General features: G+C 65.8%; 10 protein-coding genes and 1 tRNA gene. 4 read left to right on the top strand and 7 right to left on the bottom strand.

What is annotated here, in order from left to right; all coding sequences use genetic code 11:
- The first annotated feature begins 303 nt into the window (after positions 1-303).
- Both D0Z08_RS28310 and D0Z08_RS28305 read left to right on the top strand, forming a co-directional pair.
- Entirely contained in the window at positions 304-1,665 is a 1,362-nt protein-coding gene (locus tag D0Z08_RS28310) for an AlbA family DNA-binding domain-containing protein (protein WP_182481533.1), read from the top strand.
- A 292-nt stretch (positions 1,666-1,957) separates the two neighbouring features.
- Positions 1,958-3,520 carry a hypothetical protein gene (locus D0Z08_RS28305; protein ID WP_147381562.1) on the top strand — a complete coding sequence of 521 codons (1,563 nt, stop codon included), beginning with the start codon at positions 1,958-1,960 and terminating at the stop codon, positions 3,518-3,520.
- Positions 3,521-3,784: 264 nt separating this feature from the next.
- On the opposite strand, the gene D0Z08_RS28300 is transcribed toward D0Z08_RS28305, so the two are convergent.
- A complete protein-coding gene (locus D0Z08_RS28300) occupies positions 3,785-5,020 on the bottom strand; it encodes an AlbA family DNA-binding domain-containing protein (RefSeq protein ID WP_118928638.1) in 1,236 nt (411 codons plus the stop codon).
- A 290-nt stretch (positions 5,021-5,310) separates the two neighbouring features.
- Here D0Z08_RS28300 and D0Z08_RS28295 point away from each other — a divergent pair, with 290 nt between their 5' ends.
- Entirely contained in the window at positions 5,311-6,465 is a 1,155-nt protein-coding gene (locus tag D0Z08_RS28295) for a hypothetical protein (protein WP_118928637.1), read from the top strand.
- A 142-nt stretch (positions 6,466-6,607) separates the two neighbouring features.
- Here D0Z08_RS28295 and D0Z08_RS28290 read toward each other — a convergent pair whose 3' ends face one another.
- The gene (locus D0Z08_RS28290) at positions 6,608-6,868 is read right to left on the bottom strand and encodes a hypothetical protein (RefSeq protein WP_147381561.1); all 261 of its coding nucleotides are present in this window, start codon (positions 6,866-6,868) and stop codon (positions 6,608-6,610) included.
- Between the two features lie 287 nt (positions 6,869-7,155).
- Positions 7,156-7,446, bottom strand: a complete 291-nt coding sequence (locus tag D0Z08_RS28285) for a hypothetical protein (RefSeq protein ID WP_118928635.1) — start codon at positions 7,444-7,446, stop codon at positions 7,156-7,158.
- 131 nt (positions 7,447-7,577) lie between these two features.
- On the opposite strand from D0Z08_RS28285, the gene D0Z08_RS28280 reads away from it, so the two are divergent.
- Positions 7,578-7,760, top strand: a complete 183-nt coding sequence (locus D0Z08_RS28280; RefSeq protein ID WP_245994601.1) for a helix-turn-helix transcriptional regulator — start codon at positions 7,578-7,580, stop codon at positions 7,758-7,760.
- On the opposite strand, the gene D0Z08_RS28275 is transcribed toward D0Z08_RS28280, so the two are convergent.
- The 4 genes from D0Z08_RS28275 to D0Z08_RS28260 all read right to left on the bottom strand — a co-directional run bounded on the left by D0Z08_RS28275 (position 7,757) and on the right by D0Z08_RS28260 (position 12,094).
- Entirely contained in the window at positions 7,757-8,344 is a 588-nt protein-coding gene (locus D0Z08_RS28275) for a tyrosine-type recombinase/integrase (RefSeq protein WP_182481532.1), read from the bottom strand. The genes D0Z08_RS28280 and D0Z08_RS28275 overlap by 4 nt on opposite strands.
- A 468-nt stretch (positions 8,345-8,812) precedes the next feature.
- On the bottom strand, positions 8,813-10,171 hold the full coding sequence (locus D0Z08_RS28270; RefSeq protein WP_118928633.1) for a tyrosine-type recombinase/integrase: 1,359 nt from the start codon (positions 10,169-10,171) through the stop codon (positions 8,813-8,815).
- Between the two features lie 762 nt (positions 10,172-10,933).
- Positions 10,934-11,009: transfer RNA gene (locus D0Z08_RS28265), tRNA-Arg, on the bottom strand.
- A 17-nt stretch (positions 11,010-11,026) separates the two neighbouring features.
- The gene (locus D0Z08_RS28260; RefSeq protein WP_220454417.1) at positions 11,027-12,094 is read right to left on the bottom strand and encodes an SDR family oxidoreductase; all 1,068 of its coding nucleotides are present in this window, start codon (positions 12,092-12,094) and stop codon (positions 11,027-11,029) included.
- Positions 12,095-12,177 lie beyond the last annotated feature (83 nt).

Raw genomic sequence — 12,177 nt, 5'->3', positions numbered from 1 at the left:
ATGATCGACGCATGTTTGCCCACCATGCAGACAACCCTCGCCAGAGCCACGAATCCACGCTCCCGGCGGCAGGAGTGAAGCGCGTCCAACGCCAACGGATGCGCTCGCGGAATGACGCAGTTGCCAATGCAGTGCATGAGAAGCGCCACGGATGAGTTCGCCATGCAGGCCTGGCTCATTGGGGTTCGATTGCTGGGCAGCCGCGACCCGTGCGGCGTCCGCTTTCGCTAACTTGACACCGTGACATCTCCACTTCACGCGGCTCTTGGCCGGACCGGTTCAGCCCTAACATTTGGACTCGTTGTGGAGGCGTGCGACCAACGGGTCGCGGAAAGTGAACAGCTGGACTGGAAGAGAGACCTGCCGCTCCCGTCGGCCGGTTCTAGCGGTGATTTCGAGGTCCGAGCGCGCGCGCTTGAACTTGCGAAGGATCTCGCGGCCATGGCGAATGGCCGCGGAGGCATGGTGGTGTACGGGGTGCAAGAAACCGGCGGGCTCGCCTCCGGAATCGCCAGTGTCGGCGACCTCGCTGACGGGGAACAGGTCAGGCGGGTACGCCAAGTGGCTTACAACCTGATCTATCCGCCAGTTCGCGTTGATTGCATCCACCTGACTGATGGCACATCGCACGTCCTCGCCGTTGCGATACCTGAGAGCGATGACGCCCCACACCTTGTTCAACCGAAGCGCGACGGTGGTAACGACGGATGGCTAATAGCGCCCTACCGGTCGGGACCCGACACCTTGAACATGGTGGAGAAGCAAATCGAAGCCGCCTATCGCCAACGCATCGAGGGCCGCCGGCGTCGCGTATCCGATCTCGCAGACCTCCACCGAGAGACGGATCAGCGTCACGTTACAGAAGATGACCACGACTCGGGCAGCGTCGTCGTCGCGGTGCTTCCCGTCCGCCCGAGACGTGGTGTCCTCCCGGGGAGTCACCCAAGCCACACCGCAACCGCCTGGGTACAGGCTGCGGTCGCGCTCTCAACCCAGCTTTCCATCGAGTTGCTGGGCGGTTGTGGTCTTCCGATTAATCTGCTCGGAGAGGCCGTGATCCCGCGGCGTGCGTTACGCCGTCACGTTTTCAGCGCGACTCGGCAGTTGAGAGGCGCGGATCGCGAGCCGATCGGTCAACCGGCGGAAGTGGTGGTCGAGCTCCACGACGACGGCGCGTTTGGGTTGGTCTGGCGCCGTGGCGGCGTTTACAGCTTCGGGCGTACCGCAGGATCTCCACCACCAACTCCCAGCATCGCAAGTAGTGATGTGCAAGCGCTCGAGTTGCTGATCCTGGCGCTCGTCGTGACTGCTGATGAACAGCTCGGCCTTGCATGCGACTGTGAGGCCCAGATCGGAGTCTGGCCGCCTCGACCGCTGTACGTGATTCCGGACGCCGGCTGGGCAGACGACGAATACTCGACGGTTCCGTCGCCGCCAGACCTGTGGGCGGACATCGCACTGAGCGGCCCGCCGGACGATCGCGCATCGGACATGCTGATGTTTGCCGGGGACTTCAATGACAACTTCGAGCGGAGCGGCTGCGCCCTGGATAGGTTCTGGGAGCTGCCGATAGGTACGTGGACGGGGCACCCTCGGCTCGAGCTCGCGCGGCGTCTATTCGGCGGCGAGCCCGACCACCCAACCTCAGGACGGTCGATGACCTGAGTACCCGTCGAAGTCTTCGGGCAGTGCCATGACGCCGGTGCAGCCAGCTGGCCGCCAACCCTGGCCTAGCGAGCGGCACGACCCCGACCACCAAGGCGGCGCGGGGGATCCAGCAATGCCGTCGATGCCGCCTGGGTCGCCGCGCCTACAGTCGAACTCATCTAGAGCGGCCGCCTCGCGGCGGAATGGCGCACCCAGTCGCGGGAAAGGTGCACTGGCCAACAGCTGAACTCTGCTCCTACTCAGCGCAAACCGTTAGGCCGCGCGCAACGCCGTCACTACGCTTCAACGCATGGCAACCGAGCCCCCGGCCAGCACGATCATGACGCTGCCGAAGTGGATGTGGAACGGTGCCGTCGATGGGTTCATCGAGGCCGCTCGGCTAAGGAGCATCCCCAGTCTGGGACTCGATCCTGACGAGTTTCGGATCGAGACGTTGGAGCGGGGATCTCGCGAGCGTCCTGGGCTCGTCACTATGCGTCAGTTGGCGGGACCGCCGCTCACTAGGGCGAACTACGAACCGCTCCAGGTCGCCGAGGCAGAGGTTCGTTCGACCCGTTACCTCAGCGACGGCGACCTTGAGGCGACCCAGATGAAGCTGGCTCGCGTTCAAAGGTCCGCGGAGAAAGGCACTGCTGCCGGGCTAATCGCTCCTGGGCTCGCCTTCCACCAACTCCAGACGATGCTCGCGGACCCGACTATGAGCGCCGAGACCGTGGAGACGGTCGCCGACGACATTCGGGAGTGTCGTTTAGCTTCGACCGACGAGCGAGTGTTCCCGACTTCTGGGGTCTTCCTCGTTCGCCGCAATCCTGCCCTGCTGCACCGCTCGAAGATCCCAGCAGTGCTATTGCGGATCGCCCGAGACGGGAAACTTCAACAGGCCGACCTCGAAGACATCAAGACGGCCAACGCCGACGGGGAGGTGGTTTTCGCTGCGTCCGACGGACTCGGAGACGGATTCGCCCACCTCGATTCCTACCTGATGCCACTACTGGGCGCCCTATCCCCATATGTCTGGGCATTCTCAGCGACGCGTCTCTCCGGCACCATCATCTATACGCTCGGCACGGCAGTCGCAGGGACCGCCGGCGAAGCCGTTGAGCCGCTTCAGTTGTTGCCGTCCCGTGAGGCGTTGACGGCGACATCGTTACCAAACCTGTCCGTCAACGCATCCGCCGCCGCGATGACGTGGTGGGCGCGACGTCTCGACAAGACCTTGAGCGTCATTTCAGATCCTGCGCTCTTCTCGGATGCAGACGGACGCTACGTTCCGGCCCACCACCAGCACGCCCTACTTAGTCTCGACCAAGTCTTTCGCCGAACCGGGTCGATCCAGCGTTCGCACCGAGACGGCGACGCCAGGCGCGTCATGATGTTCACGGTCCTCGACACGCTCGAGCGTCTTACCGATCGGAGGCTGGTTGAGCTTTGCACGCATTCGTTCGCATCGCGGACGTTGGACCAAGTTCGGAAGGACATGAACTCCGAGGCGCAAGAGATTTTCCTGCCGGCGGCGGAGCGCGCTGTACGAGCGCTCGAACAAGTGCAGGATGGGTTTTACCTGCGTCGGCAAACGGGGGCCGCCTCCATCGACTTCAATCTGGCGGATGGATCCACAGAGAGTTTCACGCCCGAACAGGCCGCTGCCGAGTACATCCGCGTCTTGCGTAACGCGACGCACGGGCACGGATCAAACCGGGAGGACGCGGTGCCACGAACGGACGCGCTTCTCACGCACCACGACGGCACCATCCATCACGACTTGCCCCTGTTGGCGTATCTCTACCTACTTGAGCTCCTGACGCGGCCGGACTTGCTCCGACAGGTTCTCTTCTCGTCGTCGCGGGTGTGAGCGTGTGTTGGCGTCAATCCGTCACGGCAAGACTCTCGCGACGAAGGGCCCCCACCGGGCACCCCTGTGCTCGCCCCCCGACACGAGCCAGGCACTTCGACCCCTAGGCTCGCGGCGCCGAATCAGGGTGCTGGCGGCGGAATGGGGCGCTGCTGTTGTCGTTGCGAATCGACGCGTCGCTGCTCCTGTCGGAACGGCTGCCAGGGTTTGGGCGTGCATGGGCTCGCGACGACCCGCGAGATCCGAACGTTCGATCCGTCCGGGTCAGTCTGAGACCGACCTCGACATCAGTGATGGCGCCCGCACGCCCGCCTGGTTTACGGCGTCGGTTGCCAGGTCGTAGACGATGTCGGCGAACTCGGCTGGGTCGACATCCGGGCGGATACTAGTACGGATCGTCGTATAGCGCGGCAGCGTCGCCGTTTCGTTGATGCCGTACTGGCTTCGCGTGTAGAAGGTCAACGGACCGGCGCCAGCCCACTCAATGCCGATCCTGACCTCGTAGTCCCTGGTGCCGAGATCATCGGCCGTCTCGTGAACCAAGGCCAAGAGGTCGGCTATGGCGCACTCGATCGCCGAAGTGTCGACCGCGTCCCCCGAGGTCTCACCGTCTGAGGTTCTGTGGCCGCCCACGGCTGACGCTACGGTTGCTGCGCCATCGTCATGGATGCTCGACCAAGCCTCTTTCCAAAGCGTTCTCTCGGTGGTGGCTGAGTTCGCGAGGATCCACCGCCGAAGTCCGGGCCGTGGGTTCAAGCGGTCGACATTCTCCAGCGGGTGTATTCCTCCCCGCCCTGCGTAGACCAGTGCGAGGATGCCCCCCTTCTCGGCGAGCGAGCGAGCGTACTCACGTTCTATGCGGGGTGCTCCAACAATGGGCACGCGCGGGCGGGCTACCCCCACAAACCATGCCCGTTCGGTCGTGTCTCGGCCGGTCGCCATCTCGTCGTAGAGCGTGTCGAGAGCCTCATGGGCGTAGCGACGCTCGTCGAAACGGGCCTGGTACATCTGCTCCACCTGGCGCTCGCGCATCCAGACAGTGTCTGCGTCATTCCGGATCGGAGCGCCGAAGTACTCGCCCTTGTAGATGAGGTGTGGTCCGTCGAGACTGTCCGGCACCACCACGACAACAACGCGACCGCCGTCCTCGCCGAGGCGCACCACGTCCAGCCCAAAGACAGGTGGACTGATCGCCGTCACCGCTGCGCTTCGGAGCGCACGCTCATGAGCCTCGCTCAACGTGCCGACGTCGAGGCGCTGGGTTGCGGCCTTCTGCTCCTCGGCGATTCCGTACACGATCACGCCGCCACCTGCGTTGGCCATCGCTGCGACGTCCTTGGGGAAGTCGGTCTTTGCGATGTCCTTAGCTGGTGGCAAATCGCTCTTCCAATCGAGGTTGTCCGACTCCTTGAGTCCGGCACGAACCGCTTCGTCTATGAGTTCGCTCGTGAGTGGGCTTGGTTGGGCGCCGAGGGCACGATGCAGGCCGGTGAACTCCATGCCCGCAACGTATCGAGAGGTGCGACATCATCGACGGATGGCGAGCGCAACGCGACAGGAGCACTCCGCGCGACAGCTAGTGCAGGTCAGGTGCCTCGACCGGCAAGATCCGGGGTCACCGCTGTGCGCCGCGCGCTCCATCGGCAGGTTCGGGTGTCGTCACGCACTTGGCAATACCGCAGGCAGCGTCGGACCTCGGTTGTGCTAGCGAACCTTCGCGATCGAGTCGCAGCCCGTCGGTAGCGTGGAGCCGTGAGCGTCGACGCAAGGGTCCTGGTGACTAGTGCGCCATGAGTGACTACCGCCCGTCAGAGGTCGAACTCGTCTGGCCTGCACGGATCTTCCGACCGTTCGCCAAGCTCGTGTACCTCGACCTCAACCACTTTATCTACCTTGCTCGGTCGCAGGCCGAGGCTGCTCCGGCAGGACTGAAGCCCTATTCGGAGCTCTTCGATGCCGCCCTCTTGGCAGTCCAGGACGAGCGGGTGATCTTCCCGCTGTCCACTCCGCACGTATACGAGATGGCCGCGATTAAGGACCCGAAGCAGCGCATAGCGCTTGCAGACGTGATGGAGCAGTTGTCGGGATTTCGGTACCTGCTTGGTCGGCCGGAGATCGCGCAGTGCGAGATCGAAGAGGCGTTCGACCGCCACTTCGACTCTTCGCCCATCCGGCTGCCGCTCAACCTAATCGGGACAAGCCTTGGCTGGGCCTTCGGCATGAAAGGTGGTCTGCTCATCAAGGATCGCGACGGGAACGACGTCAGTGACCGTGTGCGTGCAGAGCTCGGCGACGAGGTGTACGAGGCGAAAATGGCCGAGGCGAACCTCATGATGGAGCGGAGCCTCCTCCGGGGTCCGTCGGACGAGGAGATTCCCGCACTTCGAGCCAACGGGTACCCGCCCGAGAAGTCGGAGGCCACCCACCGGAGCCGTGTGGACTTCGAGCTCGACCTTGCGAAGAAGCTCGACGCGGACGACATCTGGCGACGAGGTCGGCTGCGCGACGTGGTTGCCGCACGCGAGTTGACCCACGAGTGGCTTGACCACATCACCACTGAGGCGACGGCGCGTGGCATCAGCCTTGACGAGGTCGTCTCGGACCGCCACACGATGCGGAGGTTCAGCGACGGGATGCCGTCCACTCGGGTCGCTGTGTCCGTAAAGACTCGCTACCACCGGGATCCGAATCACGAGTGGACGCCGAACGACATCAATGACATCGACGCGATGTCGGTCGCTGTGCCGTATTGCGATGCCGTGTTTACGGACAAAGCGATCCGGAACGCATTGGCCAGCTCGCCCGAGCTTCGTTGTCTCGGAACGTTCCTGCCCCGGCGACCGCAGGAACTGACGCAATGGCTCCGCGACGTCCCTGTGCGTCAGGTCGAGCCACGATTGGCGGCACCTGGCGAAGCCGGGGACAACGGTGCTCGAGCTTGGTAGTCCCTGTCGTGGTAGTCCCTGTCGGATTTGAACCCACGCTTCGCGGATTGCCAATCCTCGCAAGGAAGCAGCGACATTCTGGGCGAAGTGGGCGCCCATAGTGGGCGTGGTGTGTCAGGTAGGGACGCTGGCCCTTCGACCGTCAACGAGTCGGGTCTACGAGCGCCAGGCCTCGCCGGAGTCCTTCCCAACAATCGGCCCATGGGCCGAGCTGGGCGGGTTCGTCGATGAGGTCCTCGGCGAAGTCGAGGGCATGCAGCACACGGCTCGGCTCTGCTATGGCGCACACCCGGATGACGAAGCCCCGCGCGTCGGCGTACTCGATGACCTCGATGATCGCCTCGTCGAGGTTCATGCGTTCGCTGGATGGCGCGCGGATCACCGTGACGCCATCGGCGGCCAAGGCGCGGAGGCGTCGGTCGAGCCGGCGGCGGTGCCGGTCGGTGCGGCGATCACGTCGCTCGCGATCGCACCCTTCCCGACTCCACCTCTCAGCCAGGGTGTCGACGATGAGGGCGTGGACCGTCCTCTCGCCGCAGTGTGCGCAGTGCAGCCAGGTGCACCACGGGCCGAGCTCCTGGCTTCCAGGAGCTCCAGGAGGGCGGCGGCCGCGGTAGTTCCCTGCGACTGTCCGAAGCTGTCCGCACCGACAACACAGAGCGCGGTTGCGCGGCCGTCCGCCAGCGGGACTCACAGCCGCACTCGCTGGCGGCCGGACCAGATGTCGACGCAGGTGACGCAGTCGTTGGCGTCGGGGTCGGCTACCTCCGCCAGATCAGTTGAGTCTCCGTGCAGGATCGTCTCGTCGATGCCGCAGTAGGACCGGACGATGCCGCCGACCGCGAGCGCAGCCTCGTACTCCTCGTAGGGGTAGAGGTGCTGGCGCTCTCGGCGGTATTCCCTGACTGAGGAGGGAGTGACGGCTTCATGCCGACCGCCCCGCTGGCCGGACGAGCCGCGAACAGTAGAAGATGGATTCATGGTCTGGGTGCCCTTCGTGCACTGGGTACCTAGGTTCCGGTCGGTGTTGGCGCACCGGCCGGGGCCGCCTATTCAGAGTTCTTCGAGTTTCGCACGCCTGCCCTTAACGATGTTAAGGATAGGGTCTGCCTGTGGATAACCAGCTGATGGGAACGGCGGAGGTAGCGAAGCTCCTCGGTGTCAGCCGGCAGCGGGTCAATCAGCTCTCCCACCGCGACGACTTCCCGGAACCAGTGGCCCGGCTGGCCGCTGGGCCGGTGTGGCAGAACGCGGACATCGAGCGATGGGCTCGGGACGTCGGTCGTATCGATTAGCCCCCGGTCTGCTGGTCCCACAGCAGTGCTCCCATCTGTCTCGCTGCGCGTCGGCGGAGCTCGTCGACGGCGTGGGTGTAGCGCTGGGCGGTTGCTATCTCGGTCCAGCCCTTGAGTGACATGGCGGTGCGGATGTCGACGCCCCGGACGAGCAGGAGCGTCGCGGCGGTGTGGCGGGCGTCGTGCCGGCGTACGTCGCGGAGGCCGGCCTTCTTGAGCGGCGACTTCCACTCGGTGTGGTCTCGCGAAGGATCGATCAAGCCGCCGCCGGCGGCCGGAAAGACCAGATCGTGGCTGGCGTCCCAGACTTCGCCGGCGGCAAGTCGGCGTCGGTTCACCTGCGCGGGGTGGGCGCGGAGCTCCTCGACCAGAGGCGCCGGCAGGACGATGGTCCGCTTCGATGCCTTGGTCTTCGGCTCGACCAGGAGCAGCCCTCCCCCCGGGCGGTGGTCGCACTCGTCGCCCCATTTGCGCCGGCACGTCGGCCGTCCCTCAATGATGGCGCAGCCGTGCTCCCAGGTCCTGCGCTGGACCGATCGGCGCACCCACAGGACGCCCTCATCGAGGTCGACGTCGCTCCACACCAGTCCGAGCCGGCCTCTCCCTGACGGAGGCCGAGGGAGAGGGCGATGGACCACCGAGCGGGATGCAGACTCGACTGAGCGGCATTGAGGACCCGACGGCTCTCCTCGATCGAGAGCGGCTCGACCCTCGACGTCATCCACTCGTGGTGTCGGCGCGATCACGGCCGGGTTCGACGCCAGCCGACGGGCCGTACCGCCTCGTTGAGCGCGGACCGCAGGACGCGGTGGACGGCACTGATGGTGTGGGCGGTGTGCAGCGCATCGTGCCTGTTCACGGCGCCGGGTAGGCCGACCCTCTCTTTGTCCCTATCGAACCTTGCTGGCGAGAAGGTCTTCCCGCTGGGCGTGGGTTCGGAGGGACGGTGACTACGCGCTGATGGAGGTGCGCGGCGGTACTGTCGCCGAGGCCCGGAGGGCACGCGCCGTGCAAACGGGCACGTGAAGACCGGCCCTCGGCCGAGGCTCGCCTCACCCGCGAAGCGGGACCAGAGATTCCGCGCTGGCCGGGGGCATCGCCGCTGCGGACGTAGCTGCCACCGCCGCATCCAGAGCGTCTTCGGCGGCGCCAACGTAGCGGGTCCGGGTGAAGTTCGGATCCGAGTGGCCCGCAAGGAGCGACACGGTCGAGTCGGGAAGCTTCCACTCCTCGAGAGCGACCGTGCAGAAGGTGTGCCGGAGGCTGTGCCAGGTGAGCTGCCAGGAGCGCTCGCGGCGAGTTCCGCCGGCGTAGGCGCGTGCACGGTCGGTGTATTTCCAACCGGCGGCCAGTGCTGACTTCTCGAATAGGTCCCGGTGGAAGTTCCCTGTCCACCACCAGTCGCCGTTGGCGGCTGGAAACAGCAGTCCCTTGCGATTGGTGCCGGCGCGCTTCTCTGCACGGGCCTCCTGGATTCGTCGGCTCATCATCTGATCCAGCGGGTAGCCGGTCGGGGACACCTCCGGGTAGATGGTGATTCGTTGCTTCGCCATCTTTGGCGGGGCGAGTCTTCGTGGCTTTCCTGTAGGTTGTGCGACCCGCCAGAGGATCTCCACCTTTCTCTCTGCGGTGTTCACTGACGACTCGGTCAGCGCGATCAACTCTGACCACCGTGGGCCGGCGTATGCCGCCAGCTCGACCATCAGGCCGCGCCACCACTGCCCCTTCCCGTGTCGCCCGGTCCGCTCCGCGGCAAGTCGTAGTGCTCTCACCTGCTCGTTCGAGGGGCGCTTCCAGACCGGGACGAACTGCGGTAGTTCGCCGCTGTCGATCGCGACGCCGGCATGTCCGACCTCGATCCCGTGCCAGAAGACGTTGGCCAGGTCGATCAGTTGGTCGTCGAGGAGGAACTCTCCCTGACGTAGCGCGCCGATCAGGGAGGAGGCTGCCCTGCGGATGTTGCGTCCTTCTGAGGCTGTAGGCGCGGCGTTGACACACTGCTGGATGTGGGTCCTGCGCAGATCCATGCCGCGAACGCGACCGAACGCCGGGATGAAGTAGTTCCGCGCATACGCCTCCATGTTCGACCGGTGCGACTCACCCCATCCTCCGCGCGGTGTGGGCCGACGCGGATCGAGCCAGTAGGCGATGCCGGCACTGCACGGCTCCTCGGACTTGCTGGTCGCACCGGAGACTAGGTCGGTCTCACGTGCGAGTGCCTTGGCCCAGGCCTTGGCGAAGGTCCGACCGCCCGTTGTCTGGCGGCGGCGTCCGCCCGGACCTTGCCATTGGAGCCGGTAGTACGCAGTCGGAGACCTGGGTGCGGTGACGAGCACGAGACCGCGAGGAGTGGTCCACGCCTCGCTCCCGTCAGCGGGACGGGTGCTGTCGTCGAGCGTCGGCCGGCTCATCGGGCCCGGTTCCTACGGCGAAGCTCGACGGGCTGCGGGGTCGGGGGCGCGGACTTCCGGGCCCTCGTGGAGTCGCGCTCCTGTGGTCCAGAGGCGTTTCCGGTCGACCGCTGGACGCGGTGGCCCTCGAGCCAGGCCAAGACCTCGTGCTGCCACCACCGGTGCGCCGAGCCGGACAGCACCAAGGGGGCGGGGAAACCCGGTTCATGCACCCGCGCGTACGCCGTTGTGCGACCGCATCGGAACAGCCGACGCAGGTCGTCGATCGTGAGCAGTTGTGGAGTACTCGGCATTGGAGTGCTGGGCATTCCCTGGTGCGCCGTCACGATGCCAACCCGATCAGCAGGGGGATGCGACGCCCGGGTCCCATCCGGCAGGCACATTCGCGACCGGGACGGTATTCGCCTGGGCTCCTTCGGGAGGGAGGATCCGCACTCCGGGACAGCGTTCCAAGGGTCATCGGCCGTGCCACCTCCTCGGTCTGCCCTACTAAGGACGGCATCGAGCACTGGGCGATCACCCCGGCCCACCGGGTAGTCGTGTGTGCACGGGACGGAGGCCCAGTGGCGGCGGTGAGGGGGACAGGGACGCCACGATTCCCCCATTTTTCCCCCACGAAATGGGGAAAAGGCCGTTCGCACAGGTTTCCCCCGTACGCCAGCGACACAGATTGACACAGACCGAGACCGGCTGACACGGACCGAAAGATCGCTCTGACCTGCGGAAACGCGTCACAGAACGCTGTGACCTGCGTCTTCTTCGTGGTGCCCCCGGCCAGAGTCGAACTGGCGACCTTTCGCTTAGGAGGCGGCTGCTCTATCCACTGAGCTACGGGGGCCTCGTGCCCGCATTGTTTCAGGTCCGCCCGATCGGCTTGTGCACCAGTCCGTCGTCGATCATCTGCTGGAACTGGTCGGCCACCGTGTCGGCCGGGTCGCGGTAGGTCAGCCCCAGCTCCTCGACGGAGCGGCTGTTGTCGAACTCCAGCGGCCAGCCGACGTTCTTGTCGACGAACTCCCGCGAGAACCCGGCGACGGGCGCGACCAGCTTGAACATCGGCTTGGGCACGGTGAGCAAGGGGAACGGATAGCTGTGCCCGAACCGGCGGCGCAGGATCCGGCCGATCTTGAGCATGGTCACGGTGCCGGCGTTGGTGATGTAGCGGCCGTGGGCGCCCGGGGTGAAGCCGGCGAGCAGGTGTGCCCGGGCGACATCGCGTACGTCGACGAGACCCATCGCCAGGTCGGGAGCGCCGCCGGCGAGCGAGCCGTCGATGAACGCCTTCATGGTGGTCATCGACCCGGACTTGCTCGCGGTGGTGAGCGCCGGGCCGAGGACCAGGCCGGGGTGGATGGTGACCATGTCCCACCGGTCCTGCGCGCCGCAGATCTCCCACGCCGCCTGCTCGGCGACGGTCTTGGAGTAGGGGTAGGGCTGGTGGTCGACGCTGCTGGTGGTGTTCCAGTCGTCCTCGGTGAACGGACCGCGTCCCTTCATGTCGATGTTGTCGCCGTGGATCGCGACCACGCTGCTGGTCAGCACCACCCGCTTCACCGACGGGGTGGCGTCGACGCTGCCGAGCACGTTGCGGGTGCCCTCGAGCGCCGGGCGGACCAGCTGCGCCTCCGGGTCGCGGACCTTGCCGATCAGGAACGGCGACGCGGTGTGGATGACCAGCTCGCACCCCGCCATCGCCTCGGCGTACGACCCCTCGTCGAGCAGGTCGGCCTGGTGCAGGGTCAGCCGCCCCTCGTGCTCGGCCGCGAGCGCGTGCAGGTGCTCGAGCCCGGTGGGCTTGTCGGGGTTGCGCACCGTGCCGCGGACGACGTACCCGTCCTCGAGCAGGTAGCGCACGATCCAGCTCGCGACGTAGCCCGTCGCTCCGGTGACCAGGACGGGCTTGGTCGGGTCGATCTCGGTCAACGTCGTTCCTCTCGACTGCCTCCCCGCGCGTCAACCTACTCGGACGATTCGGTCATGCTAGGGAGGGCCGTCACAATGGAGTG

It is taken from the genome of Nocardioides immobilis (assembly GCF_003515065.1).
GTDB lineage: Bacteria > Actinomycetota > Actinomycetes > Propionibacteriales > Nocardioidaceae > Nocardioides > Nocardioides immobilis.
Note: the sequence above shows the minus strand (reverse complement) of the source record. Positions and strands in the feature narration are given on the sequence as shown.

Coding starts and splice junctions, on each gene's coding strand:
- D0Z08_RS28305 (WP_147381562.1), top strand. CDS start 1,958: ATGGCAACCGAGCCCCCGGCCAGCACGATCATGACGCTGCCGAAGTGG.
- D0Z08_RS28300 (WP_118928638.1), bottom strand. CDS start 5,020: ATGGAGTTCACCGGCCTGCATCGTGCCCTCGGCGCCCAACCAAGCCCA.
- D0Z08_RS28295 (WP_118928637.1), top strand. CDS start 5,311: ATGAGTGACTACCGCCCGTCAGAGGTCGAACTCGTCTGGCCTGCACGG.
- D0Z08_RS28285 (WP_118928635.1), bottom strand. CDS start 7,446: ATGAATCCATCTTCTACTGTTCGCGGCTCGTCCGGCCAGCGGGGCGGT.
- D0Z08_RS28270 (WP_118928633.1), bottom strand. CDS start 10,171: ATGAGCCGGCCGACGCTCGACGACAGCACCCGTCCCGCTGACGGGAGC.